The sequence below is a fragment of the Paenibacillus sp. VCA1 genome (assembly GCF_031583795.1).
Classification (GTDB): Bacteria; Bacillota; Bacilli; order Paenibacillales; family Paenibacillaceae; genus Paenibacillus_AQ; species Paenibacillus_AQ albilobatus.
On sequence record NZ_JAVLSX010000004.1, the window covers coordinates 276,604 to 301,609 of the forward strand.

Genomic DNA, 25,006 nt, shown 5'->3' on the forward strand with positions numbered 1-25,006 from the left:
ATAACCTTTATTGAAAGACTCAAGGCATCCTTTGCTTCATTCCGCTTGATATTTCCTCGTTCACAAAATCCAATCGTTCGGAGGTTCTTTTTATGAGAGAATTGGAAGTATTTCGATAAGTCCGCGGCCCGCCTTCATAAAGGAATCGCTATTTTGAGGATGAATGAACTAAAATTGAAGGTGAGGCCAAACCATGGAAAAAATAACGATCCGGAAAATGACAAAAGAGGACTGCGGGCAGCGAATCGATATCGATGATCGGTTTGTCGTGGATTCGGTTTTGCTTCTGTCGCTGCAGGACAACCAAATTGAATACACGGTCAAATCCGTGACCCCCTATGAAAAAAGCTACGAAGATGAAACGGTTGAGGAAGCGGACGACACGGACTGCTCCATGTATATCGATCAGCCGGACCGGGCCGTATTTTTGGCTTTTGCGGGCAACCGTATTGCAGGGCAGGTGATCGTGAAGCGCAATTGGAACGAATATGCCTGCATCGAAGACATCAAAGTGGACCGCAGGTTCAGACGGCACGGCATCGGAAGGAAACTTGTGGAACAAACCAAACGTTGGGCGAAAGAAAATGGAATGCCGGGCATCATGCTGGAAACGCAGCATAATAATGTGAAGGCGTGCAAATTTTACGAGAGCTGCGGTTTTGAAATCGGCGGATTCGACTTGAATATATATAAGGGAATAAACAGGCATACGGATGAGATCGCCGTTTATTGGTATTACACGTTTTGAGTGAAAGCTTTTGTAGACATCCCCTGGCGGATGTCTTTTTCAGCATGTGAACAACAGGACTCATCCAATTTTTGCTTGTGCACAGGTTGTTTGGGAAATAAACGGAGAGAAACGGGGGCGTTCATGGGTGCGTATAGTCCGGGAAAGTAATGCTGATGATGAATAAAGAACGTTGGTGGCTGGCGGGCTGTATCACCGGTATGCAGAGCGATTGAAGGTCGGAGCCATCGTCGTTTCAGGGAATGATGACAATCGGATGAAAGAAGGAAGGGTTATATATGAACAACCTGACGAAAATGAAAATTTTGAAGCCTGCGCATGAAGTGTTTGAAGCCTTCGTCGACCCCGCAAAAATCGGGAATTTTTGGTTCTCGTCCAGCTCCGAAAGATGGGAGCAAGGAAAGACGGTTATATTGAAATACGATGAATACGCTGCGGAAGGCGCAATTCAAATTTTGGACATTGAAGCGGACAAAAAAATCGTTTTCCGGTGGGGCGACGGCGAGGAAGGAAATGTCGTTACGATGACGCTGACGGAAATGGATCATGGCGGCACGATTATTGAAGTTAACGAAGAAGGTTTTAACGGGCACGACGAAAATCTGCTAAGCCAAATGTTAGGCAACAAGGAAGGCTGGGTTTATATGTTAACCTGTTTAAAGGGTTATCTTGAATTTGGCGTCAATGAATTGAGGGCCGGTTTGGTCCTGGGTTGACGTCATCAGGAGTCGTTAAGAGGCGACAAACCCCGGTACGGACAATAACCCATGTCCTGAGGACATGGGTTTCATTTTCTCCAAGGAATCCGGGTTTTGGAAAATCGGAATCAAGAAAAAATTCCCGTGAAAAAAAAGATGATGCCAAATACGATTGCGATGACTCCGCCTATTTTCGTAAGAGCGATATATGTGTCGCTTGGCTCGGAATCGCCGTCGACCTTCCAACCTTCTTTCAAATACCACGCAAAATTCGGATTGATGACATTGGTCAAACCAATCGCGATGCATATAATACCAGCGAACATGAGCATAACGATTCAACCCCTTTGTAGAACAATACGCAGAATTTGGAAATTTGTTTCATGCTGCGGTGAATTGGGAGGGAGCCTATGAATAAAAGGAGCGGCAAGGCAATGAGAAAGACAGGTTTGCTTTTTTTAGCGTGTTTGCTTATAAACATTTTTCTTGCCGCAGTAGTGGACGTATTAACGTTTAGATATCGGCCCGGTCACGGGATATCCGGGAACGGGAACCCTGGGGTGATCGTGTTGATCGCGGGTGGATTGTGGAAATCGTATACCGTTTTGGCTGGGTTAACCAGTACACCAACAGTTTGTTCTTTAACGTGTATATGATTGCGATCGGAATGTCTCTCTCATTTATTTTGGGGTGGATTCTAGTAAAAATAAAACGTCAGGAATAAGAAATAAAAAAACAAGCCGAATGGTGAGGTTCGATATCCGGTCATATTGGCATGCTCAAAACCGCATAGAAATTGCGATTTGATTTTTATATAGTATACTTAGTATACCAATTTTATGATGTAAGGGTGAATCAAATGGAGCTGCATCTATATGAGCAAATATATCTTTACATAATTCAAGAAATTAAAGAAGGTCGCTTGAAAGCGGGGGATCGCTTATCCTCGGAAAAAGAATTAGCCGAACAATTCGGGGTCAGCCGCATTACTTCTAAAAAAGCGCTGGAGAAACTGGCCGATTCGGGAGTGATCATACGAATTCAAGGCAAAGGTTCATTTGTGGCGGATCATCTGACGGCGGGACAAGAGCCAAAGAGTATATCGCCGCCACTGGTTGCTGACGATGAGAAGCGGCTTCTCGGGTTCATAACACCGAATTTTTCAGATGAGTTCGGCCTTAAGCTGCTGAGATCGATGGAAAAGCAAAGCGCCGAGCATCAGTATCAACTGATCATCAAGCGTACATCCGGGGACCGCGAGGAAGAAATACGCGCCATCCAACTTTTCATTAGCCTGGGCGTTAAAGGATTACTCATGACACCCATTCATGGCGAGCATTATAATTCAGAATTGCTTCGACTCGTATTCGATCAATTTCCAATCGTTTTAGTCGATCGATATTTGAAAGGAATTCCCGTTTGTTCGGTGTATACCGATAATAAAAAAGCATCGATGGATCTCACGCTCCATTTAATCCATAAAGGTCATAAAAAAATAGCGTTTTTATCTCCGCCGGAGGAAAATACTTCAACTTTGGAGGAAAGACTCCTCGGATATACGTTAGCTTTTACCCAAGAAGGAATGAAATTGAATAAAGATTATTTAATAACGAACTTAAGAGGAACTCTTCCCGAAAACATAGGCGGGGAGGCCAGGGAAAAAGATAAAGAGACGCTTAGAGTTTTTTTGGAGCAGCACCCCAACGTGAAGGCGTTTGTCGTTTCGGAGTTTTTAATCGCCACGATGCTGGCTAATGTGATTCATTCGATGGGGAAATCATTGGAGGAATTCGAGATTGTTTGCTTCGACTCGATGGATGATTATTTAGGACAAACCCTATTCACCCACATTGAACAAGATGAGAAGCGGATGGGCGAAGCGGCGGTGAATATGCTGGTCTCTCAAATCCTTGGAACAGCCGTTCCTGAACGGACGATTATCGAACACCGGATGATCGTTAAAAAATGACAGGATGAACCGTTCGACTCGCCAATAAAATGCTTCATGACGGAAAGCTCCGGAAAGTCCATTGGACTTTTCGGAGCTTTCTTTTTATGCAAGGAAATCATGGCATTTTTAGTATAATATCGTAATTTCATAATTGACATGACATACTAAGTATAATAACATACCGAATATAACCTCATCGTTGACGCTGCTAAGAGCATCAGTTCCGATTATTCATAAGTTCATATGATTTCATTTTGAGTGTATGAGCTTAACAGGAGGTGGCCGGGGGCATAAAGGAGTTGAATCACCAACAAAACCTATTTTTAAGGGGGATTTATGAATGGGGAAATCTAAAAGACGCGTTTTTCCAATTCTGGTGCTTTTGACTGTTTTGATGATTGTAACCGCTTGCTCAAAGAATGCAGGCTCGGGCGATCAACCGGGTGTTACAACCGTTACGATGTGGCATGGCCTTACCTCCATCGATCTGGAGAATATGAATAAAGTGGTGAAAGCCTTCGAGGAAAAGAATCCTACGATCAAAATGCATTTGGTTTACACGGAGTCCAGCGAAGGATCGGACCAGAAGCTGCTTACGGCCGTTGCCGGAGGCAATCCTCCCGACGTTGCGCTTCTCGACCGGTTTAAAGTCGGCACTTGGGCGGCGCAGGGTTCGTTGACCGATCTGTCTTCGATGGCTGAGGCATCCGGAATCCGCAAAGAACTGTATTACCCGTTTGCTTGGGACGAGTCCAGTTACAAAGGAAAGCTTTATGCCATTCCGATGGATACCGACGCCCGTCTGCTGTTTTACAATAAAGATCATTTTAAGGAAGTGGGACTGGATCCCGAAAAGCCGCCAAAAACGATTGCAGAGCTCGAAGCGGCTGCGGAAAAGCTGACGATCAAGGAGGGGAAACGGTTCAAACGGATTGGTTTTATCCCTTGGTATTCGCAAGGTTGGCTGTATACCTGGGGCTGGGCCTTCGGAGGGGAATTTCAGGATCCCGCAACCGGCAAAATTACGGCCAACGATCCTAAAGTCGTGGAAGCGCTTCAGTGGATGACCGACTTTGGCAAAAAATATAATGTCGAAGACATTGCAGGGTTTACAAGCGCGGCCGGTTCGGAAGAAATGGACCCGTTCATTTCCGGTCAGATCAGCATGAAAGTGAGCGGAAACTTTACCGTCCCGGGCATCAAAAAATTCAATCCGAATCTGAATTACGGCGTTGCCCCCATACCGACGCCGACAGGAACGAACTTTACGACATGGTCGGGAGGCGGCTCCGCGATTATCCCTAAAGGCGCCAAAAACGTCGATGCTGCATGGAAGTTCCTCGAATTTTTGGGGAAAGAAGAAGGACAAGCATTGGTGAATGCCAATTCGGGATTCTCCGTGATCGATTCGGTGAATGCGAAATTCGGATACAAAGATGATCCGATCATGAAGGAATTCGTTAATATTTTGCCTCACTCGCATAACCGCCCGGTTATTCCTGAAGGGCAGCTGCTGTGGAACGAACTGGCTTCCGCAACGGAAAAGGCTACTCGCGGCAACGGCACGCCAAAAGAAAATTTGGACCGCGTAACCGAGACCGTCAATAAAGCATTGGAAAAATACAATCAATAACATCTCCGGCAGGCGGGAGGGGGTTCCTTCCTTGTCTGCCGATGCATAATAACCGGAAGGGGAATGGATATGGCAAAACTGGCCGGTGCAGCACGTGTAAAAACATTTCCGGCAGCGGGAAAACAACGATCGTTCCGCCGACACGTAACGGGGTGGCTGTTTGCTTCCCCATGGATCCTGGGACTGCTTTGCTTTTATGCAATTCCGATGTTGACGTCGATCTACTTCAGTTTTACGACTTACAGCATTCTTCAGCCCGGCGAATTCGTTGGATTGAATAATTATAGGGAACTGTTCCATGATCCTTTGTTCTGGAAATCCATATACAATACGATTTATTTCACGGTATTTTTTGTTCCGTTAAGTATTTTTATCGGTGTGGCGCTTGCCATGATGTTGAATATGAAAGTCAAAGGCTTGGCTGTATTCAGAACGATCTTTTTCTTGCCTACCCTCGTCCCGCAAGTGGCTTTGGCGGTTTTATGGATGTGGCTGCTGCATCCCAACTTCGGTTTGGTGAATGGAATGTTGGCAAGTATCGGCATTGACGGGCCCCCTTGGCTTAGCGGCGAGGCATGGTCCAAACCTTCCCTGATCCTCATGTCGCTTTGGGGTATTGGACAAGCCGTCGTAATCTACCTTGCGGGGTTGGGGGACATCCCTGAAGATTATTACGAAGCCGCTGAGATTGACGGTGCCAGCTGGTTCCAAAAAACGAAAGCGGTAACATTGCCCTTGCTCACGCCGGTCATATTCTATAACTTGGTCATGGGAATGATCGGTGCCTTTCAACAATTCACGCTTCCTTATACGCTGACGAAGGGGCAAGGAACTCCTGCAAATTCCATGACTTTTTACGTCATGTATTTATACGAAAACGGATTCAGGTATTTCAAAATGGGATATGCGTCGGCCATGGCCTGGATCTTGTTTATTATCGTGATGGCATTAACCGCAGTCGTTTTCATGACGTCGAAACGCTGGGTGCATTATCAAGGGAAATAAGGAGGAAGCCGGATGAATCCTACCGCGATCAAAAGAATCAACCGCACGTTAGCATACCTTTGTCTGATTATCGCTTCGGCATTTTTCATTCTGCCGTTTGTTTGGCTCATTTCGACCTCTCTGAAACCACTCACGCAAATATTTACATTTCCTCCGCAATGGATTCCGCATCCTTTTATGTGGAGCAATTATGCCCGTGCCGTCGAGTATATTCCTTTCTGGACCTATTTGAAAAATACTGCGATCATTACGATTTTCAGCACGCTTGGTGTGATCGTGTCCTGTCCTTTGGTGGCATACAGTTTTGCCAAGCTGGAGTGGCGCGGGCGGGGGTTGCTTTTTTTCATTACCCTCGCTGTCATGATGATTCCCGGTCAGGTTACCATGATTCCTCTTTTCCTATTGTTTACCAAGCTGGGGTGGGTTGGCACGCCGCTTCCGCTTATTGTTCCGCAATTTTTGGGAGTGCCCATTTACATTTTTCTGACGCGGCAGTTTTTCCTCGGTCTGCCTGACGCCCTGCGCGAAGCCGCCCGATTAGACGGCGCCAGCGAGTTTCGCATCTATTTGCAGATCATGTTTCCGCTTGCCAAATCGGCGATCCTAGCCGTCGCATTGTTTCAATTTATGGCTAGCTGGACTGATTTCATGGGGCCGTTGCTCTATTTAACGAACGAACCTTCTTACACCGTCTCGCTCGGATTGCAGCAATTTCAAAGCCAAAAAGGCTCCGAATGGGGCTTGTTAATGGCCGTGTCCACCTTGATGACATTGCCGATTATCATTCTGTTCTTTTTTCTTCAGAAAACTTTTATTAGCGGAATAACGTTTAGCGGTATAAAAGGATAAAGGGCGATATCGAACGATCCTTTGGCGCGGGCACACCGATAACAAATATCCCGAAACCGTGATACAAGCCTTGTCAAAGGATATTTCAGAGGCATACATTGTTTTGACGAGGATCGGCTTGCGTTCCTGTGAAGGGGGAAGATCGGTTGGAAACGAGCAAAACAGCAGGGTGTCTAAACCAAACGGATGTCGGAATCGGAAAGAATGCAGCGTTCGAATGAAGTACGCTAAGTTTGCCAAATCTGCCATTGCAGTTCATTTGAATACAGGCAACATATTATTTCAAAAGCATCCCTTCAAGAAATTGCCTCCCGCCAGCATGACAAAAATGATGACGTTGCTTTTAGCCATGGAAATGCTGCAGCAGGGAAAAATAAAACCGACCGATCTTGTAAAGGTATCCAAACACGCCGCATCGACGGAAGGTTCAAGTCTTTTCTTAAAACCGGGGGAGGTCATGCCGCTCCGGAACCTGCTCAAGGGGATTGTTCTTGTCTCGGGCAACGATGCGACGGTTGCGTTGGCCGAACATATGGCCGGCACCGAAGCCAACTTTGTCAAGCTGATGAACAACAAAGCGAAAACGCTTGGCTTGGTGAATACCCATTTCGTAAATGTGCACGGATTGGATCATAAAGATCATTTTTCCTGTGCCTATGACATGTTTATCATCGCTAAATCGCTACTAAGGCATCAAAGGATTTTAAAGTTAACTTCTTTGAAATATGCAATCATACCTAGGAATAACCAAACACGAATGATGCTGAAAAATACGAACACATTGCTTGGAAAATATCGGGGCGTGGATGGATTAAAGACTGGAACTACGGATAAAGCCAAGTATTGTCTTACCGCTACGGCCAAAAAACAAGGAACCCGGGTCGTTGCGGTCGTCATGGGCGAACCTACGGTTCGGAAGAGAGACAAGGAAATGGCCGGACTGCTGGATCTTTCTTTGCAGCGTCGTTTCGTTGATCGCCAAATGACCCGGAGACACTCTCGCGGGAAGTAGTTTTTCGTATAGATTGTTCGGCCGCAATAGATGAGTTCGAAACAAAAGCATGGGGCAGCGCATGGGACAGCGGTCCCATGCTTTTTCGTTTGGATGATGCCATATAATGGCCCAGGTTTCACGCCAAGAATATCGTGGATGTCCCCGTGCTCGCAAACGTTGCAGGAGATAGGATAATATATAAGACGTAGGGGCCGAATTACATATTTTTCCGGGAAGAAAAAACGCGGGGATTAAAATAGGCGGGTTCGACCATAAATTATATAAAGTGATAAACAAGGACAACGTTGAGGTTGCTGTGTATTGTGATACGTTTGAAAGAGAGGGGAAGACTCTGTGAACAACATTTTTAATGTTCTTAAACATCATTACCATATAGAACCAACTGAGGTTGTACCTCGTCAGGGAGGCTGGGCAGCGCTCGCTTACAAAATATCCGCGGGCAACCGCAGCTATTTTTTGAAAATGTATGAAAAAAGAAGAACGTCGACGCCCAAATGGACGGCCTTAATCGATGAATATGCGCCTATTCTCGGATGGCTTACGCAAAACAGCCTTTTACAAGGCAAAATACCCGTGCCCTTGTTAACGGCTTCCGGAAAATACAAGTGCGAAGACGATGAAGGGATCTACATGCTTTATGATTTTATCGATGGAGAAACGGTCGGGGATAAAAAGTTGACCGCAGCGCAAACGTTCCAGTTTTCCGAAATCATTACGGAGCTTCATTCCTACGGAGACGAAATCCCCGTGAATACGGAAAAAATCAAGGAGCATTTTGACGTTCCGTTTTTGCGCCAGTTGAAGGGCGTCACGAGCCAAACATCCGGCACAATGCCGGCTGACGTCAAAACAGTGGTCGAACCTCGCTTGGAACAGATGTTTAGCCTGGTCGAACGCGTCGAAAGGTTATCGAAATCCTTAAAAAGCGAACAGCTCAAAATGGTTTTATGCCACACCGATCTGCATCCTTGGAATTTAATGCAAGCGGGTCGGCAGCTGATGTTGATCGACTGGGAAGGATTGCGATTGGCGCCGGTCGAATCCGACTTGATGTTTTTGATCGATGAGCCGTATTATCCCGAATTTATTGAGATTTATCGTAAAAAACATAAAGACTTCGAAATTCATCCCGATGCGCTTCGGTTTTACAAAGATCGTCGCAAGCTGGAGGACATTTGGGAGTTTATCGAGCAGCTTCTGTTCGATGGACAGACGGAAACGGAAAGAGCGCATACGATGGAGAACTTGGCGAAAGAACTGGAAGAAATCGACGAAGGCATATATTAGTCCGCTCGGTTCGAGCGAGCCCAAAGTTTCGTTGTGCATGATATGAATAGCAGCCGTTTTTATAGGGATGGATCTAGGTTTACAATTCCGTATACGATACCCCGAATTCAAACAAAAGCATGGAACCTAGGTCCCATGCTTTTTTTCCATTTCTTATATAAAAATCAGTACGCCTGCTCCATTTCCACATCGACGTGCGCGGTAATCTCCTCGTCCAGATCGAGCGCAATCTGTTCGCGGTATGCGCGAATGTTGTATTCGCTGTACAAATAACGCATAATCGCTTCGATCATGTTCGATTCCACCAGATATTGGCTTCGCCCTTCGGCCCATACCTCCGCGGAATAACCGGTATCCTCGTCCCAAAACAGCTCGACTTGAACGTCCTGGGGACGGATTTGCTTGCGTTCGGCGATGTGAAGGCATATCGCATTGACGATTTCATCCATCGTGAGAATCATCATGGCTTAATACCGTCCGTTGCGCGTATCCGGTTTGCGCCGGTTTTTAAAGGCTCTCACCGCTGCGACGACAAGGGCGATGACGACATAAATCGCAAGCAGGTTGATAAGAAGGCCGAGAATATCCCCGAAGAAGCCCATATTGCCGAACAATCCGCCAAACAGCATGCCGGCAAGACCGCCGATCATCAGCCCTTTAAAAAAGCCTCCGCCGCTGAAAAATCCGCGCTTGGCAGGAGCGCTTGTCGTGGAATTGCTCGTATTCGTGGATTTTTTGTAGTTATCCGTAGTCGTCGATTTTTTCGGCGTGTTGGTAAACCCTTTCGTTCCGGATCTGAATCCGCCGCCACCGCCACGGCGCGCATCCGCGTTGTCCGCAGGAACCGTGATGGCGAAGAAAAACGTAAACGCCATGACGATCATGACCCATTTTTTGAGCGATTTGTTCATCATGAAGTCAAATACCTCCCGAATATTTTGCTGGCATGAAAGCTGCCTACCATGCTTTACGTGCTTAGTATCTTAAAGTTTCATTTTTTGATAAAAAAATATACAACTATTTAAATTTTTGAATTCAGTTCACCGTTTGGGCCGACGTTTCCTTGATCTGCTGTTCCCTTAACATGGCCAGCACCCATTCGCACCAATCTTTCCCTGCCGTCGCATTAAATATGCCCTTTTTGATGAGAATGTAGTCGTAAAATTCGCGATTGCCGAACGTGCGCTTTTCTTCAGGGATACTTGTCAGCATCTTGTTGAAGAAGTCGAGCCTGCGGGTAAAATAAGTTTTTCTCGTTTCCACGATTTCGATGGCGTTGTCGCGGTCGGTCAGCCACATGCAGAACGTTTTCATCGAAAGCTCATCCCTCGTGACGGGATCCGGAAGGGGCATGTACATCCATTCCTTCAGTTTTCGTATGCCGCTGTCGGTGATCGAATAGATTTTTTTATCGGGTTTTTCCGATTGCTTGACCCAATGCGAGGTTAGAAGCTCCTTTTCCTCCATTTGCGCAAGCAGAGGATAAATTTGACTGTGCTTAGCCTGCCAAAACGGCTGGATTTTTAACATGACGTCATAACCCGAGGAAGGTTCCCGCGCCAAAAAAGCCAGTAATCCGTAGGATAACGTGTTCATTTGCAATGTCTCCCATACGTGATATGTTCTTTCATCAAAAAGTGTACACTTAAACTGTATGGTTTTCAACCGGAGCGGGCAAACAAAAACACGGATACAGGTATCCGTGTTTGACAATTTTATGAATAAGCTTGCGTTATTTGGACTGGGCTTGTTCGTATCCGTCGATGATCAGGTCGAGCGCGCCGGTGTTCGGATCGATGATCATGCCGTGAACCGGAACGCCGGACGGCAGGAGCGGGTGGTTTTTGATCAGGCCGACCGTACCGGTGACCCCTGCTTTGATGTCCTTGAAACCGCGCAGCCAGCTGTTCAGGTCGATACCGGAATGTTCGAGCGTCGACAGGACTTCCTCCGATATGCCGCGATTCCGGATTTCCTGAATCATATGTTCGCCGTCTAGCGCCGCCATGCCGCAATCCAAATGTCCGACCACGATGACTTCGTCCGCTTTTAGCTCATAAAGGGCGACAAGAATGCTGCGCATGACGCTGCCGAACGGATGCGAAACGATGCCTCCGGCGATTTTGATGATTTTGACGTCGCCGTTTTTCAGGTTCATCGCTTTGGGCAGAAGCTCGACGAGGCGGGTATCCATGCAGGTGATGACAACCATCTTTTTGTCCGGAAACTTGCCCGTCAAATATTTTTCGTATTCCTTTTCTTCGACGAATTGACGGTTATACTCCATAATTTCGGAAATTTGGCTCATGATGCAACACAACCTTTCGTTTGATTTAAAGTGAGGCCTCACGCTTGTCCAGCAGCCGGATGTTTTGGCCGTACAGCTGGCCGTCCCCCGTGAGCCGGAAGGAAGGGTACGTTTCCTCGGAGTCGAGATACAAATGTTCTTCGAAATATACCGCGTGGTCCCGTTTGATGACAACAGGGATGTCCGCGTTATGTATTTCAAGATCGTCTTTGTCCCTTTCGGGCAAAATCCACAAAGCGGGGACGCCGTTCACTCCGCAGCCGCAGCCTTCCGAGTCGAAAACGAGCCTGACGGGGGAAGACCGGCTGCCGATCCGACCGCGCAAAAAGCGCAGCGCGCGTTCCGTAATCCGGATATCCATGGCGATATCGCCTCCTTCGCATAACCGCATCCGGCTTTTGACAGCGAACCTTCGTATTAAATATTGATTATACTTTCCGCAAAAAGTATCATCAAGAGGTAAGGCAAAAATACGTGGCGAGGTGAAACTTGAAATGAATAACGATGTCAAAGCAAAATGGGAAGCTTTTATGGAACTTGTCCGCAAAATTACCGCATACAATGAAGCGATCTCGCTCATGCATTGGGACCTGCGCACAGGCGCGCCGCGAAAAGGCGTGGAGCTTCGTTCCGGCGTGATCGGCACCTTGTCCGCCGAGCAGTTCAAGCTGCGCGTGTCCGACGAAATGGGAGAGTACATAGACTATTTCACCCGGCCGGAAGTCGACGGCCAGCTTGATGATACGGCCCGCCGCATCGTGAAGGAATGCAAAAAGGACTACGACGAGAACAAACGGATCCCCGCGAAAAAAATCGAGGAGTTTTCCGTGTTATCCGCACATACGCAGACGATTTGGGAGGAAGCGAAAGCAAACAACGATTTTGCTTCGTTCGAGCCGAACCTGGTCAAAATCGTCGACCTGCTGAAGGAGTTCATCGGCTATTGGGGCGTCAAGGGCACGACGTACGACACGCTTCTCGATAAATATGAGCCGGAGTTGACCGTCGCCAAACTGGATGAAGTTTTCGGGCGGCTGCGCGACCGTCTCGTGCCGCTTGTGGCGGCGATCCAGGCATCCCCGAACAAGCCGGACACGACGTTCCTGGACCAAATTTTCGAACAGGAGCAGCAGGAAAAAATGGGGCTCTTCATCCTCGGGCAAATGGGCTATGATTTCGACGCCGGACGTCTTGATGAAAGCGTTCACCCGTTTGCCATCGGACTGAACTCCGGTGACGTGCGGATTACGACCCATTATTTGCAGGATGACGTGACGAGCGCATTGTTCAGCTCCCTGCATGAAGGCGGACACGCCTTGTATGAGCAAAACATCAGCAAAGACTTGGCGGGAACGCCGCTCGCTACAGGCACGTCGATGGGCATCCACGAATCCCAGTCCCGTTTGTGGGAAAACATCATCGGCCGCAGCCGCGCGTTCTGGGAGCGTTATTACCCGGATCTGCAAAAGCATTTCCCGCAGCAGCTTCAGGACGTGTCGCTCGACGACTTCTACCGTGCGGTGAACCGCGTGGAAAATTCCCTGATTCGGATCGAATCGGACGAACTTACGTACAACCTGCACATCATTATCCGGTACGAAATCGAAAAAATGATCTTTAACGAAGGCCTTGAAGTGAAGGATTTGCCGAAGGTATGGAACGAAAAATACCGGCAGTATCTTGGCATCACGCCTCCGAACGACAGCCTTGGCGTCCTGCAGGACGTTCACTGGTCCGGCGGAGATTTCGGCTATTTCGCATCCTACTCCCTCGGCAACATGTATGCCGCCCAAATGATGAATACGATGAAAAAGGAACTGCCGGAGCTCGACCAATACATCCGTGAAGGCAACCTGATTCCGATCAAGGAATGGTTGACCGAAAAAATTTACCGCTTCGGCAAAAGCCGCACGCCTGCGGAAATCATCATGCAGGTTACCGGCGAAGAACTGAACCCGGATTATCTGGCCGACTACTTGGAAGAGAAATACAAGGAAATCTATAAGCTGTAAATTTTTTTCAAAATGAAATAGGCAAGCGATCCTGGCCCTGAAGCCGATGTCCGCGACGTTTTGTTGCGGACTCGAGCTCGGGGCTTTTTTATTAAAAGCCGTTTTTCCACCCGGCAACGCCGCTTCATTTTGAGGCTTGTGCCATGGATTCTTCACTTGGGTGTATAACCCTTTGCTGGGCTCATGCATATGATGGCAGTAGGCTCATGAAGAGGATGGAGGAAGGCGCATGATGATGAACAAACGCGGAATCTGGATCGGACTTTTCTCCCTAGTCCTGTGCGGAATGTTGTTTTCGGGCTGCTCGGGCAGCAAAACCGCTGAAAAGGTAAAGGTGGGGGAAGTCACGAGATCCGTTTTCTACGCCCCTGAATATGTGGCGCTGGAAAAAGGATTTTTTAAGGAAGAAGGGCTGGATGTCGAACTGCAGACGATTCCGGGCGGCGACAAGACGATGACGGCGTTGTTGTCGGGGGCGATCGACGTCGCTTTGGTCGGCTCGGAAACGTCGATTTACGTGTATCAGCAGGGATCGGATGATCCGGTCATCAATTTCGGCCAAGTGACGCAGACGGACGGGACGTTTTTGATGGCGAGGAAGGCGGAAGGGAAGCTTGATTGGAACGAAGTTAAAGGAAGCAATTTCCTTGGCCAACGCAAAGGCGGCATGCCGCAAATGGCGGGCGAATTCACGCTGAGAAAGCATAACATCGACCCGCAAAAGGATTTGAACCTGATCCAGAACATCGATTTTGCCAACATCGCGTCGGCGTATTTATCCGGAACGGGAGATTACGTGCAGCTGTTCGAGCCGCAGGCGTCGATTTTCGAGAAGGAAGGCAAAGGGCGTGTCGTGGCATCCTTCGGCGAAGAAAGCGGCCACCTGCCATATACGGTGTTTATGTCGAAACAGAGTTATATCAAAAAACACGGCGATACGGTGCAGAAATTCACGAACGCGCTGCAAAAAGCGCAAAACTGGGTGCAGCAGCATAGTCCCGAGGAGATCGCCGACGCGGTTATGCCTTATTTTAAGGACTCGGATAAAGAAATCATTACATCCGCCGTCAAACGCTATAAAGATCAGGGGACGTACGCAACGGATCCGATCGTGGACGACGCGGAATGGAATAACCTGCTGGATGTGATGAGCCAGGCGGGAGAGCTGAAGGAGAAAGTGCCGGCAAAAGCGATCGTCGACAACAGCTTTGCCGAAAAAGCCAAATCTTCCGTCAAATAGCATTCCAGCGCCGAAAGGAGAGTGGAAGCATGGAGCCGGTAGTCGATTTACAGCATATTACGCACGTATACGTCAGTGACCGCGAAGCATCGCTGGCCCTGGACGGTTTGGATTTGAAGGTATACCCGGGGGAGTTCGTAAGTCTTGTCGGACCTAGCGGGTGCGGCAAGACGACGCTGCTCTCGATCATCGCCGGGCTGATGAAGCCCACGAAAGGCGAGGCGTTCGTTTACGGACGCAAAGTGGAAGGACCTACGGCCGAGGTTGGATATATGCTGCAGCAGGATTATCTTTTCCCTTGGCGCACCATATTCGAAAATGCCTCGATCGGTCTGGAGCTAACTGGGAGGCTGGATGAGGAGCATCTGGCGCGAACCACGGCTCTTCTCGAAGAAATGGGGCTTGAGGAAACCCGCAATTTATACCCGCAGCAGCTTTCCGGCGGGATGAGGCAGCGCGTGGCGCTCGTGCGAACTTTGACGACCGATCCGGGCATCCTGCTGCTGGATGAACCTTTTTCGGCCCTGGATTACCAAACGAAGCTGCAGCTTGAAGACCTCATCGCGGGGACGCTCCGTGAAAAAAACAAAACGGCGATTCTGGTCACGCATGATTTGTCCGAGGCGGCGGCGGTCAGCGATCGGGTCATCGTGCTGGGCAGCCGGCCGGGAAGGATCCTGAAATCGTTTGAAGTGCCGGAGCATATCCGGAGCGCCAGACCGCTGCTTGCCAGGGAAGAACAGGGCTTCAACGAGCTGTTTCATGAAATTTGGCGCGAAATGGAGAGCGCCGGGAATAAGGAGTGAGGGGAAATGTCATTGTTGGACAGCCGGATTACCGTAAGTACGCCCGCTCATCCGGACGACGGCATACAAGCGCTGCATCAGGCGCATCTCAAACGTCAAAAGAGACAGCGATTCCAGGTGCTTTCGGTTCAACTGGCGATTCTGCTGTTGTTTTTTGCGTTATGGGAAACGGCCGGCCGGCTGAAATGGATCGACGTGCTGCTGTTCAGTTACCCGTCGAAGGTGTTCGCGCAGATCGGAAAGGATATCGCCAGCGGCGAACTTTGGGGCCATTTGGGCATTACCGTCGGCGAAACGGTCGCCGGATTTGTGCTGGGAACGCTGCTTGGCACGCTCATTGCGGTGCTGATTTGGTGGTCCCCGTTTTTGTCCAAGGTGCTTGACCCGTACATGGTCGTGTTCAACAGCATGCCGAAGGTGGCATTGGGACCGATTTTTATCGTCATGTTCGGGGCCGGATTTTTGTCCATTACCGTGACGACGCTGTCGATCACCGTCATCGTGACGACCCTCGTCGTCTACAACAGCTTTTGCGAGGTCGATGCGAACCTGATCAAGGTGGTGCGCGTGTTCGGAGGAACGAAAGCGCAGGTTTTCCGCAAAGCGATTTTGCCCGCATCGTTTCCGACGATCATTTCGACGCTGAAAGTGAACGTGGGCATGGCTTGGGTCGGCGTCATCGTCGGCGAATTTCTGGTTGCGAAAATGGGGCTCGGCTACTTGATCATTTACGGCTTTCAGGTGTTCAATTTTACGCTGGTGCTGTCGAGCCTGCTGATAATCGCCGTCGTGGCGACGGCCATGTACCAGCTGGTGGTTTACGTTGAACGTAAGCTGCTGGTCCACCGGCGCTGACCGAATTTGTTGCGAAATCGGGACATTTGCTCCGAAACGGAGCTGCCAGCCCCGCGTAACATTGTGTTGGCCGCCGAAATCCGCTACCATGGAATACGTCAACAAGAAGAAGGATTTTGAGATCCTTCTGCAAGAAAGAGGCGGTTTCATGGGCTTTCGGGTCATTAAAACAGCGATTGCGACGTTGATGGCGATCCTGGTGGCGGATGCTTTAGGTGTGACGGGACCGCTGTCCGCGGGCTTGCTTGCCGTGCTGGGCGTGGACGTCACCCGCAAAAGGAGCGTCAGAACGATTTCGGCCCGGTTTTTTGCGTCGCTCCTCGGGCTGGTGTTCGCCTGCGTGTTATTCGAAATTTTGGGTTTCCATTACTGGGTGCTGGCGATCTATATCCTGGTCGCGTTTCCGGCCATTGCGCGCGCCAATTTCAAGGAAGGCATCGTCACGAGTTCGGTCGTGGTGTTCCGGGTGTATGGAAACGGAATCATCACGCTGCACTCGCTTTGGACGCAAATCGAGCTGCTGATCATCGGGCTTGGTTCGGCGTTGATTGTCAATTTGGCGTATATGCCGCGCGCTGCCGACCAAATGGTCGAAATCCGCAAACGGGTGGATCGGCAGTTCTCGATCATTTTTTCGATGATCGCGGAGTCGCTGCGCAACCCTGACGATATATGGGACGGCAAAGAAATCATCGAAGCCGGGAAAGAGATACGGAAAGGCCAGGAGGCGGCGCACCGGGCGATGGAAAACCAGATGCTTCATCCCGACGAAACCTGGAGCATCTATTTTTACATGCGGAAGGAGCAACTGGAATCGATTCAGAACATGATGCAGCTGATTTCCCACGTCTATCGCAAGCTGCCGCAGGCCGACGGTGTCGCCGAACTCTTCGATCAGCTTAGCCATGACGTGACGGAGGAGATTTACACCGGGCGGACGGAATTTCTTCTGAACCGGTTGGAGCAGGAATTCAGGCAGATGGACCTGCCCGCCACCCGGGAGGAATTCGAGATCCGATCGGCTATTTTGCAGCTGAACCGCGAGCTGTCGCTTTACCTCAAGTTGGCCAAGAAAAACAAGGCGCCGACCTCGGTGGCTGCCCGGAAAACCGCGATCGCATCGAAATAAATAAGCTTAGAGCTCCAAACGAAAAACCCTTGCCGCAGACTTCCAACTGAACCTGGTATGCCGGCAGGGGTTTTGTTTTGGGGACCGCATTATTCCACGTGTTGGGGCGGAAAATCACCGCCCTCCTGTACCAGCTTTACTTCGGAAGGACTGACCTCATACTGCCACGAATAGCTTAAGTCCCAGTCAGGCGCTGCTCCTTCCGTCCTGAAATCTTTGGCGCTCCACTTTTCAGTCAGCGTGACGAGGTAGACGGAATCGTCCAGTTTTTCGGCGGACGATATGAAACTTCCGGGCACGCGTATGCCCGGCGACGGTCCGCCCCCTTTGATGATGCCTGCGATTTCGCCGGCCTTCCCGGGAAAATCGGTTTGGCGGCTTTCACGAACGGCTTTGGCGATCGCCTCATTGGGCGTAAACGTTACCTCCACAGCCGGTCCGGAGGGGCCTGAACAACCTCCAAGCAACCACGCACCAATCAATAACTGGTAGATCAGCGTTCTTTTCTTCATATCTACTCCCGCCGCAAAAGAGTCAAGTTTTTCTATATTTTAGTTTCCAAACGCTTTTTTTGCCGGAAATGTTGCGTTTTTCGTGAATTTGCTCCGATTCTTTTTTCGCGGGGAAGAAGATTATTTCATTCATTTATGCTCGTTTAATCAACAAATGCCTATGTCCTGCATACACTTAAGTGAATGATTGTATGGAGGAGGTTCAAAGATGTCATTAAGCGATAAACATCAATGTAGAGAGATCATCACGAAAGCGATCTGCGGCAAAGGTCGTAAGTTCTCTACCGTAACACATACCGTGACTCCGCCTCATAATCCGACCAGTATTTTGGGGGCATGGATTATAAACCATCAGTACGAAGCGGTTGCCGCAGGCGACGGAATTGAAGTTATTGGTACTTACGATATCAACATCTGGTATTCCTATGACAAAAACTCTCAAACCGACGTCGCGAAAGAAACGGTATCTTATGTAGAATTAGTCCCGCTTTCGTACCTCGATCCGAAACACCGGGCTTCAACCGTGGAGGTTTCTGCGGAGGCCACGCAGGAACCGAGCTGCGTTGAAGCCAGTGTTTCGTCCGGGGGAGGCAACGTCATCATCCGTGTGGAACGCGAGTTCCGCGTGGAGCTGGTGGCCGAAACCAAAGTCCGCGTGCTCGTATGCGGCAAAGGCCACGGCGATTACGAAGACAAGGAATTCGATTTCAGCGACGACGGGGATTATGAAGATCTGGATCCCGATTTGCTGGATGATGATGAATTGTAAATCGGGGAAGCTGGAAAAGAGGTATGGTTTAATATATGTCGAGAGGGCGGCGGCGTAGAGGGCGGATGCCCTCCTTTTTTATTTTTTTGCCCGAAAAATTTTCGTGCGGAAGGGAAGGGAACCCATGGACAGTCGGGAAGAAGCGGAACGATTCGGCAGTTGGTCCGTCCAGCGCAGGCATACGCGGTTGCTCAGGTCCGGGGTCGGCTCGCTGCTCGTTCCCGGCGGAAACCGGGACGGGAATGGGGAGTACCGCAGCAGATACGCCGTCCAGGTTTCTGGGCTGCATGCCATCGAAATCGCCGGTGTGCAGGGGGCGGGGCGAAACTTGCGGATCCCGGTCGCCATCGGTAGGGATCCGGCCGCCTCCCCCTCCTTGCTGAAGCAGCTGGAAAAGTTGGCGGTCCGCAGCCTTTATGCGCTCGGACTAAGCTCCGGGGAGGTCCTCCTTGTATCCGCCGGAGGCGATCGGAAGTATGCCGTCGAAAAGATTACGCCTTCGGCTTGGATCGGGAATTCCAGACTGGAGATGCTTTACAAGCGGGCACGGGAACAGGAACAAAGGCAGGCGGAGGGAATGGGAAACGGCCGGTCGCTTATGCTTGGCATGGATCCGGAGTTTCTGATCGTGGATCCTGTGAACGGCGAGATTGTTCCTGCATCGCGTTTCCTTGACAAGGAAGGGGAAGTAGGCTGCGACGCCGTGCACGGGGAAGGCGGGACCGCATATCCGATTGCGGAGCTTCGCCCGCAGCCAAGCGAAAGCCCGCGCGGCCTGCTCATCGGGCTGATGAGGACGCTCCGCATGGCCGGGGAAATGATCGGCGATCGGTCGCTGCATTGGCTCGCCGGCGGGATGCCGAAATCCGGGCTTCCCCTCGGAGGGCATCTTCATTTTAGCGGGATCGTGTTGACGGCGGAGCTGCTGCGGGCGCTGGACAACTATTTGACGCTTCCCGTATCCGTCCTGGAAGCGCCGGGCAGCCAGTTAAGGCGCCCGAAATACGGATACCTCGGCGATTTTCGCAGGCAGCCCCACGGCGGGTTCGAATACCGGACCTTGCCGAGTTTTCTCGTCTCACCCATGCTGACCAAAGGGATCGTCTATTTGGCCTATTTGATCGCGGCGAACCACGGCGAACTGAAGCGCCGCCCGCTGGATCGGGACGAACGGCTCCACCGGGCGTATTATGCGGGTCAGCGCGACGTCGTCAGGGAATATTTGGAGCCGCTGCTGGCAGACCTTCAAGCCTTGGAAGATTACAAGGAAGCGGAAAAGCATGTCCAGCCTTTGCTGCGCCACATCCGGCGGGGAGGATCATGGGACGAAAGCCGAGACATCCGGCCGCTGTGGCATATTCCAATTCGGCCTTGATGATGATATCATTGCGTTTTCTGCTATAATAGGGCATGAGCAAAGTTCGAGGTTGGAGGTAAGTCATGGCAAAATATACGCCAATGATTGAACAATATTTGGCAATCAAGGAACAGGCAAAGGATGCATTCCTTTTTTTTCGTTTAGGCGATTTTTACGAGATGTTTTTTGAAGACGCCGTGAAGGCGTCGCGGGAGCTTGAAATTACGCTGACCGGCCGCGAGGGCGGCGGGGATGAGCGCATACCGATGTGCGGAGTTCCCTATCACTCGGCTGAGGGTTACATACAGCGACTGATCGAGAAAGGTTATAAAGTTGCGATTTGCGAGCAGATGGAAGATCCGGCCGTTACCAAGGGCATGGTTCGCCGGGAAATCGTCCGGGTGATCACGCCGGGTACCATCATGGAAGGCAAAACCGTCGCGGACAAATCGAACAACTACCTGGTTTGCGTCACGGAAAGCGACCGGATGATGGCGCTTTCCGCCTGCGACATATCGACGGGCGAATTGTACGTGACGTCGGTGCCCTCTTCCGTGGAGTGGCTTCGGGACGAAATCGGCATTTACGAACCTGCGGAAATGATCGGCGACAACCGCATGCTGGAGCTGATCCAAGCGGAGCAAATCCAGTGGAGCCGTCCGATCGTGTATACGCCGTGGGATAAAAAAGACGAAAGCCTGGTGCGCAGCCAATTCGGGGAAGCGGCATGGGCCCGTCTGGATCCGGAGCGCCGCCGCTGCGTCGCCGTGCTCATATCGTACTTGAGCGAAACGCAGCGGCGTTCGCTCGGACAACTGACGCAGATTTCGCCGTATGAACCCGGAAACTATATGATTTTGGACCCGTTTACCCGCCGGAATCTGGAACTTGTCGAGACGGTGCGCGACCGCTCCAAGAAAGGCTCGCTGCTCTGGCTGCTGGACCGGACGCAAACGTCGATGGGAGCGCGGCTCCTGCGGCGATGGATCGATAAGCCGCTGCTTCACCGGGGAGCGATCGAAGAACGGCTGGAGGCCGTTGATCATTTATACAACCAGTTTATTTTGCGGGAAGACCTGAAGGCTTCCCTGAACGAAATTTACGACCTGGAGCGTCTCGTTGCGCGAATCGCGTTCGGGAGCGCCAACGGGCGCGATTTGAACGCGCTGAAATTGTCGCTCCGGCAAATCCCCGCCTTGAAGGACCTGTGCGCGTCTTCGTCATCGGCTACGCTGCGCCGTCTCGCGGACGAAATGGACGACTGCCGGGACTTGGGTGAAGCGATCGAGCGAACGATCGTCGAAGATCCTCCCGTGTCCGTCAGGGACGGGGGCCTCATCAAGCCGGGCTGCAACGAGCGGCTGGACGAATTGCGGGAAGCAAGCGTCAACGGCAAAAAATGGATCGCCGAGCTGGAAGCGAAGGAACGCGAGGTTACGGGCATACGGTCGCTGAAGATCGGATTCAACAAAGTGTTCGGTTACTACATCGAAGTGACCAAAGCAAACGTCGGCTCCCTGCCCGAAGGCCGGTACGAGCGCAAGCAGACGCTGACCAATGCCGAACGTTACGTCACGCCGGAGCTGAAAGAAAAGGAAGGCCTCATCCTGGAAGCCCAGGAAAAAATGGTCGACCTGGAATACGCTCTTTTCGCTGAGCTGCGGGAAAAGTTGGCTTCCGAAATTTCGAGGCTGCAGCAGCTTGCGGAAAAGGTGGCGGAGCTGGACGTTTACCAGTCGCTGGCCGCGGTCAGCGCCGAGCAGGGATTTGTGAAGCCGGTGCTTACCGACGGTTATGACCTTGTCGTGGAAGCGGGACGCCATCCCGTCGTGGAGGCGGTGATGAAGGAGTCTTCCTTCATCGCGAACGAAACGAAGCTTACGCGGGACGAGGCCGCGATCCTGCTCATTACCGGCCCGAATATGGCCGGGAAAAGCACCTATATGCGCCAGGTGGCTTTGATCTCCATCATGGCCCAAATCGGGTGCTTCGTGCCGGCAGGAAAGGCCGAAGTGCCGATGATCGACCGCATCTTTACGCGCATCGGCGCGGCGGACGACCTGATCGGCGGGCAGAGCACGTTTATGGTAGAGATGGCCGATATCCAGGTCATGACGGAAAAAGCGACGCCGCGAAGCCTGATCATCATCGACGAGCTCGGCCGCGGCACGTCGACCAGCGAAGGCATGGCGATCGCCCAGGCCGTCATCGAATACGTGCATGACATCATCGGCTGCAAATCGCTGGTGTCCACGCATTTTCATGAGCTGGCCCATTTGGAAGAAAGCCTTCAAGGTTTGAAAAATTACTCGATGGCCGTGCAGGAAAGCGGAGAAAACGTACATTTCCTGCGCAAGCTGGTGCAGGGACCTGCAAGCAGCAGCTACGGCATCTATTGCGCGCGCCTGGCAGGGCTGCCTTCCTCGATTATTGGACGGGCTTACGACTTGCTGCAGGGGATCGAACACGGCGCGGTCCAAGCGGCCGCAGCCGCCGAAGCGGTGGAGGCGCCCAAGCCGCTGCCCGTTCCAAGCCCGATTGCGGAAGAACCGGTCAAGCCGGAGGAGCCTGCGGGCGAAGTCGTACAGCTATCCATTTTCGGCGAAGAAGAAGCACTGCCGGCGCAGAAGGCGGCCCATTCCGCCGCGAAGCCCGATCCGGCGCTCGAACAGATCGTGGACGCGATCAAAAGCGTGGACGTGATGAACATGACGCCGCTTCAAGCGATGCAGCTGCTGAACGAGTTAAAGATGAAAGCCAAGGACTTGTGACGGTCCGGCCGCAGATAGAAGCCATGAGATAAGGGGTGACGGAAATGGCTAAAATTCATATATTGGACGAGCATATTGCCAACCAGATTGCCGCCGGCGAAGTGGTGGAGCGCCCCGCGTCCGTCGTGAAGGAGCTGGTGGAAAACTCCATCGACGCCGGCGCGACCCGCATCGACGTGCATGTCGAAGAAGGCGGGCTCGAGGGCATCCGGGTCACCGACAACGGGTCGGGGATCGAGCCGGATGACCTGCAGACCGCCTTTTACCGGCACGCGACAAGCAAAATCGGCAGCAGCCGGGATTTGTTTCATATCACCAGCCTCGGCTTTCGCGGCGAGGCTTTGCCCAGCATCGCGGCCGTGGCCAAAGTGCAGCTGACGACCTCTAGCGGAGACGACGGCTTAGGCCGCCGCATCCGCGTCGAAGGCGGCAAGCTGGTAGCGGAAGAAGATACGCCGGCGCCGCGCGGGACGGACATTCAGGTCAAGGAATTATTTTTTAATACGCCGGCCCGGTTAAAATACATGAAGACGATCCAGACGGAGCTCGGCCACGTGTCCGATTACATGTACAGAATCGCCCTTTCCCATCCGGAAATCGCGATTACGCTTCGTCACAACGAAAACCAGCTGCTGAAGACGCTTGGCAACGGCGACCTGCTCCAGGTTATCGCCGCCATATACGGGACGCAGGCCGCGAAAGCGATGCTGCCGGTTCGCGCCGAAAACCTCGATTTCGAGCTTGCCGGTTTCGTGAGCCTGCCCGAGTGGACCAGGTCGAACCGAAACGGCGTGTCCACGATCGTCAACGGCAGATACATCCGCAATTACGGCCTGAACCAGGCGATACAACGGGCCTATCATACGCTGCTGCCGATTAACCGCTACCCGCTTGCCGTGCTGGAAATCAAGATGCATCCTTCCCTGGTGGACGTCAACGTGCACCCCGCCAAGCTGGAGGTTCGTTTCAGCAAGGAACAGGAGCTGTTTCCGTTCGTAGAGGAAAGCATCCATCGCGTGCTGCGGCAGGAAGTGCTTATTCCCCAGGTGGTAAAGCAAAACGTCGGCGGGAAAAACAGCGGCTCCGTCATTCAGGAACAGTTCCATTTCCCGAATCGCGGCTTAGCCGCTCCCCCGCCGGTCAATGCGGGAGAAACGGCGGCCGCGCTGGAAGCCGGAGCCGTTTCGGCCTTGCCGGAAAACCGTCCTTTGCCGGGTTCGATATCCGGGAGCGGCGACTCGGCCCCTGCGCCGAAACCGGAGGAACGGCCGGCCGCAGGGAACGCGAGCATGTACGGCGGTTCGTCGCGTTCTTCACAGGGGGCTTGGCAGGCAAGCGGCGGCATGGTCAGGGAAACGCGGCCAATCTCGTACCGCGAAGCGGGTTATCCATCCCCGCAGCGGACGAGCGCAAGCTCGAATCCCGAGCTGGCGAGCCGGCTCTTGGCGGCATCGGCGGACGCTCCCGCCGAAATTCCGCCGTTTCCGGAGCTGACGCTCATCGGTCAGCATCACGGCACGTACCTGATCGCGCAAAACGATCAAGGGCTGTACCTGATCGACCAGCATGCGGCCCATGAACGCGTCAATTACGAATATTATTACGAAAAATTCGGTCAGCCCGCCGACGCCTCCCAGGAGCTCCTGCTGCCGATCACGCTGGAATTCACGCCTTCCGAAGCCGAACAGCTGAAAGAAAGGCTGCAGTGGTTCGAGCAGGTCGGCGTCTATCTGGAACATTTCGGCGGCCAGACGTTCCGCGTCCGTTCGTATCCCTACTGGTTTCCAAAGGGCGAAGAAAAATCGCTGATCGAGGAGATGGCCGAATGGGTGCTTGGCGAACGCAAGATCGACCTTGCCAAGCTGCGGGAGAAATCGTCGATCCTCTGCTCGTGCAAGGCTTCGATCAAAGCCAACCAAAAGCTGACGGAAGACGAGGCCAAAACGCTGCTCGACCGGCTGGGAGCCTGCAGACAGCCGTACACATGCCCGCATGGGCGGCCGATCGTCGTATCGTTTTCGACCTATGATTTGGAAAAACTGTTTAAACGGGTTATGTAAA

The 25,006-nt window shown here is 51.5% G+C and carries 24 protein-coding genes; 17 read left to right on the plus strand and 7 right to left on the minus strand.

Going from position 1 to position 25,006, the window contains the following annotated elements:
• The first annotated feature begins 193 nt into the window (after positions 1-193).
• Together RJP21_RS10510 and RJP21_RS10515 are read left to right on the plus strand one after the other, a co-directional pair.
• Positions 194-748, plus strand: coding sequence for a GNAT family N-acetyltransferase (locus RJP21_RS10510; RefSeq protein WP_310859216.1), 555 nt, complete (start codon positions 194-196; stop codon positions 746-748).
• A gap of 278 nt (positions 749-1,026) precedes the next feature.
• Complete coding sequence (locus RJP21_RS10515; protein ID WP_310859217.1) at positions 1,027-1,464, plus strand: SRPBCC family protein; 438 nt, start codon at positions 1,027-1,029, stop codon at positions 1,462-1,464.
• 110 nt (positions 1,465-1,574) lie between these two features.
• Here RJP21_RS10515 and RJP21_RS10520 read toward each other — a convergent pair whose 3' ends face one another.
• Positions 1,575-1,778, minus strand: coding sequence for a DUF6199 family natural product biosynthesis protein (locus RJP21_RS10520; RefSeq protein WP_310859218.1), 204 nt, complete (start codon positions 1,776-1,778; stop codon positions 1,575-1,577).
• Positions 1,779-2,305: 527 nt separating this feature from the next.
• Between RJP21_RS10520 and RJP21_RS10525 the strand changes: the two genes are divergently transcribed.
• The 6 genes from RJP21_RS10525 to RJP21_RS10550 all read left to right on the plus strand — a co-directional run bounded on the left by RJP21_RS10525 (position 2,306) and on the right by RJP21_RS10550 (position 9,186).
• Entirely contained in the window at positions 2,306-3,415 is a 1,110-nt protein-coding gene (locus RJP21_RS10525) for a GntR family transcriptional regulator (protein WP_310859219.1), read from the plus strand.
• Between the two features lie 322 nt (positions 3,416-3,737).
• Positions 3,738-5,030, plus strand: a complete 1,293-nt coding sequence (locus RJP21_RS10530; RefSeq protein ID WP_310859220.1) for an ABC transporter substrate-binding protein — start codon at positions 3,738-3,740, stop codon at positions 5,028-5,030.
• Between the two features lie 69 nt (positions 5,031-5,099).
• Positions 5,100-6,035 (plus strand): carbohydrate ABC transporter permease, encoded by a 936-nt coding sequence (locus tag RJP21_RS10535; protein WP_310859221.1) that lies wholly within the window; start codon positions 5,100-5,102, stop codon positions 6,033-6,035.
• A gap of 12 nt (positions 6,036-6,047) precedes the next feature.
• On the plus strand, positions 6,048-6,884 hold the full coding sequence (locus RJP21_RS10540; protein WP_160044379.1) for a carbohydrate ABC transporter permease: 837 nt from the start codon (positions 6,048-6,050) through the stop codon (positions 6,882-6,884).
• A 169-nt stretch (positions 6,885-7,053) separates the two neighbouring features.
• Entirely contained in the window at positions 7,054-7,896 is an 843-nt protein-coding gene (locus tag RJP21_RS10545) for a D-alanyl-D-alanine carboxypeptidase family protein (RefSeq protein WP_310859222.1), read from the plus strand.
• 336 nt (positions 7,897-8,232) lie between these two features.
• Positions 8,233-9,186 (plus strand): aminoglycoside phosphotransferase family protein, encoded by a 954-nt coding sequence (locus RJP21_RS10550; RefSeq protein WP_310859223.1) that lies wholly within the window; start codon positions 8,233-8,235, stop codon positions 9,184-9,186.
• A gap of 164 nt (positions 9,187-9,350) precedes the next feature.
• Here the strand turns inward: RJP21_RS10550 and RJP21_RS10555 are convergent, their stop codons facing one another.
• The 5 genes from RJP21_RS10555 to RJP21_RS10575 all read right to left on the minus strand — a co-directional run bounded on the left by RJP21_RS10555 (position 9,351) and on the right by RJP21_RS10575 (position 11,855).
• A complete protein-coding gene (locus tag RJP21_RS10555; protein ID WP_310859463.1) occupies positions 9,351-9,647 on the minus strand; it encodes a YxcD family protein in 297 nt (98 codons plus the stop codon).
• A gap of 6 nt (positions 9,648-9,653) precedes the next feature.
• The gene (locus tag RJP21_RS10560) at positions 9,654-10,100 is read right to left on the minus strand and encodes a hypothetical protein (RefSeq protein ID WP_310859224.1); all 447 of its coding nucleotides are present in this window, start codon (positions 10,098-10,100) and stop codon (positions 9,654-9,656) included.
• Positions 10,101-10,221: 121 nt separating this feature from the next.
• Positions 10,222-10,782: a PadR family transcriptional regulator gene (locus tag RJP21_RS10565; protein WP_310859225.1), complete on the minus strand. Its 561-nt coding sequence runs from the start codon at positions 10,780-10,782 to the stop codon at positions 10,222-10,224.
• A gap of 136 nt (positions 10,783-10,918) precedes the next feature.
• Entirely contained in the window at positions 10,919-11,494 is a 576-nt protein-coding gene (locus tag RJP21_RS10570; protein WP_310859226.1) for a beta-class carbonic anhydrase, read from the minus strand.
• Between the two features lie 25 nt (positions 11,495-11,519).
• Positions 11,520-11,855 (minus strand): iron-sulfur cluster biosynthesis family protein, encoded by a 336-nt coding sequence (locus RJP21_RS10575; RefSeq protein ID WP_310859227.1) that lies wholly within the window; start codon positions 11,853-11,855, stop codon positions 11,520-11,522.
• Positions 11,856-11,988: 133 nt separating this feature from the next.
• Between RJP21_RS10575 and RJP21_RS10580 the strand changes: the two genes are divergently transcribed.
• The 5 genes from RJP21_RS10580 (at position 11,989) to RJP21_RS10600 (ending at position 17,536) form a co-directional block, all read left to right on the plus strand.
• Positions 11,989-13,506, plus strand: coding sequence for a carboxypeptidase M32 (locus tag RJP21_RS10580; protein WP_310859228.1), 1,518 nt, complete (start codon positions 11,989-11,991; stop codon positions 13,504-13,506).
• 232 nt (positions 13,507-13,738) lie between these two features.
• Positions 13,739-14,746 carry an ABC transporter substrate-binding protein gene (locus RJP21_RS10585; protein ID WP_310859464.1) on the plus strand — a complete coding sequence of 336 codons (1,008 nt, stop codon included), beginning with the start codon at positions 13,739-13,741 and terminating at the stop codon, positions 14,744-14,746.
• 29 nt (positions 14,747-14,775) lie between these two features.
• Complete coding sequence (locus tag RJP21_RS10590) at positions 14,776-15,552, plus strand: ABC transporter ATP-binding protein (RefSeq protein ID WP_310859229.1); 777 nt, start codon at positions 14,776-14,778, stop codon at positions 15,550-15,552.
• Positions 15,553-15,558: 6 nt separating this feature from the next.
• Positions 15,559-16,407, plus strand: coding sequence for an ABC transporter permease (locus RJP21_RS10595; protein WP_310859230.1), 849 nt, complete (start codon positions 15,559-15,561; stop codon positions 16,405-16,407).
• A 148-nt stretch (positions 16,408-16,555) separates the two neighbouring features.
• Positions 16,556-17,536 carry an aromatic acid exporter family protein gene (locus RJP21_RS10600; protein WP_310859231.1) on the plus strand — a complete coding sequence of 327 codons (981 nt, stop codon included), beginning with the start codon at positions 16,556-16,558 and terminating at the stop codon, positions 17,534-17,536.
• Positions 17,537-17,625: 89 nt separating this feature from the next.
• On the opposite strand, the gene RJP21_RS10605 is transcribed toward RJP21_RS10600, so the two are convergent.
• Positions 17,626-18,048, minus strand: coding sequence for a hypothetical protein (locus RJP21_RS10605; protein WP_310859232.1), 423 nt, complete (start codon positions 18,046-18,048; stop codon positions 17,626-17,628).
• A 208-nt stretch (positions 18,049-18,256) separates the two neighbouring features.
• Here RJP21_RS10605 and RJP21_RS10610 point away from each other — a divergent pair, with 208 nt between their 5' ends.
• From RJP21_RS10610 to mutL, 4 genes are all read left to right on the plus strand, one after another.
• A complete protein-coding gene (locus RJP21_RS10610) occupies positions 18,257-18,817 on the plus strand; it encodes an outer spore coat protein CotE (RefSeq protein WP_160044391.1) in 561 nt (186 codons plus the stop codon).
• Positions 18,818-18,941: 124 nt separating this feature from the next.
• Positions 18,942-20,192, plus strand: coding sequence for a putative amidoligase domain-containing protein (locus RJP21_RS10615; RefSeq protein WP_310859233.1), 1,251 nt, complete (start codon positions 18,942-18,944; stop codon positions 20,190-20,192).
• A 65-nt stretch (positions 20,193-20,257) separates the two neighbouring features.
• Positions 20,258-22,945 carry a DNA mismatch repair protein MutS gene (mutS, locus tag RJP21_RS10620; protein WP_310859234.1) on the plus strand — a complete coding sequence of 896 codons (2,688 nt, stop codon included), beginning with the start codon at positions 20,258-20,260 and terminating at the stop codon, positions 22,943-22,945.
• Positions 22,946-22,989: 44 nt separating this feature from the next.
• Positions 22,990-25,005 (plus strand): DNA mismatch repair endonuclease MutL, encoded by a 2,016-nt coding sequence (gene mutL, locus RJP21_RS10625; RefSeq protein WP_310859235.1) that lies wholly within the window; start codon positions 22,990-22,992, stop codon positions 25,003-25,005.
• Position 25,006 lies beyond the last annotated feature (1 nt).

Bases quoted from the DNA above. Each gene is read 5' to 3' on its own strand.
- RJP21_RS10510 (WP_310859216.1), top strand. From the start codon at position 194: ATGGAAAAAATAACGATCCGGAAAATGACAAAAGAGGACTGCGGGCAG.
- RJP21_RS10515 (WP_310859217.1), top strand. From the start codon at position 1,027: ATGAACAACCTGACGAAAATGAAAATTTTGAAGCCTGCGCATGAAGTG.
- RJP21_RS10520 (WP_310859218.1), bottom strand. From the start codon at position 1,778: ATGCTCATGTTCGCTGGTATTATATGCATCGCGATTGGTTTGACCAAT.
- RJP21_RS10525 (WP_310859219.1), top strand. From the start codon at position 2,306: ATGGAGCTGCATCTATATGAGCAAATATATCTTTACATAATTCAAGAA.
- RJP21_RS10530 (WP_310859220.1), top strand. From the start codon at position 3,738: ATGGGGAAATCTAAAAGACGCGTTTTTCCAATTCTGGTGCTTTTGACT.
- RJP21_RS10535 (WP_310859221.1), top strand. From the start codon at position 5,100: ATGGCAAAACTGGCCGGTGCAGCACGTGTAAAAACATTTCCGGCAGCG.
- RJP21_RS10540 (WP_160044379.1), top strand. From the start codon at position 6,048: ATGAATCCTACCGCGATCAAAAGAATCAACCGCACGTTAGCATACCTT.
- RJP21_RS10555 (WP_310859463.1), bottom strand. From the start codon at position 9,647: ATGATTCTCACGATGGATGAAATCGTCAATGCGATATGCCTTCACATC.
- RJP21_RS10560 (WP_310859224.1), bottom strand. From the start codon at position 10,100: ATGATGAACAAATCGCTCAAAAAATGGGTCATGATCGTCATGGCGTTT.
- RJP21_RS10565 (WP_310859225.1), bottom strand. From the start codon at position 10,782: ATGAACACGTTATCCTACGGATTACTGGCTTTTTTGGCGCGGGAACCT.
- RJP21_RS10570 (WP_310859226.1), bottom strand. From the start codon at position 11,494: ATGAGCCAAATTTCCGAAATTATGGAGTATAACCGTCAATTCGTCGAA.
- RJP21_RS10575 (WP_310859227.1), bottom strand. From the start codon at position 11,855: ATGGATATCCGGATTACGGAACGCGCGCTGCGCTTTTTGCGCGGTCGG.
- RJP21_RS10580 (WP_310859228.1), top strand. From the start codon at position 11,989: ATGAATAACGATGTCAAAGCAAAATGGGAAGCTTTTATGGAACTTGTC.
- RJP21_RS10585 (WP_310859464.1), top strand. From the start codon at position 13,739: ATGATGAACAAACGCGGAATCTGGATCGGACTTTTCTCCCTAGTCCTG.
- RJP21_RS10590 (WP_310859229.1), top strand. From the start codon at position 14,776: ATGGAGCCGGTAGTCGATTTACAGCATATTACGCACGTATACGTCAGT.
- RJP21_RS10595 (WP_310859230.1), top strand. From the start codon at position 15,559: ATGTCATTGTTGGACAGCCGGATTACCGTAAGTACGCCCGCTCATCCG.
- RJP21_RS10600 (WP_310859231.1), top strand. From the start codon at position 16,556: ATGGGCTTTCGGGTCATTAAAACAGCGATTGCGACGTTGATGGCGATC.
- RJP21_RS10605 (WP_310859232.1), bottom strand. From the start codon at position 18,048: ATGAAGAAAAGAACGCTGATCTACCAGTTATTGATTGGTGCGTGGTTG.
- RJP21_RS10610 (WP_160044391.1), top strand. From the start codon at position 18,257: ATGTCATTAAGCGATAAACATCAATGTAGAGAGATCATCACGAAAGCG.
- RJP21_RS10615 (WP_310859233.1), top strand. From the start codon at position 18,942: ATGGACAGTCGGGAAGAAGCGGAACGATTCGGCAGTTGGTCCGTCCAG.
- mutS (WP_310859234.1), top strand. From the start codon at position 20,258: ATGGCAAAATATACGCCAATGATTGAACAATATTTGGCAATCAAGGAA.
- mutL (WP_310859235.1), top strand. From the start codon at position 22,990: ATGGCTAAAATTCATATATTGGACGAGCATATTGCCAACCAGATTGCC.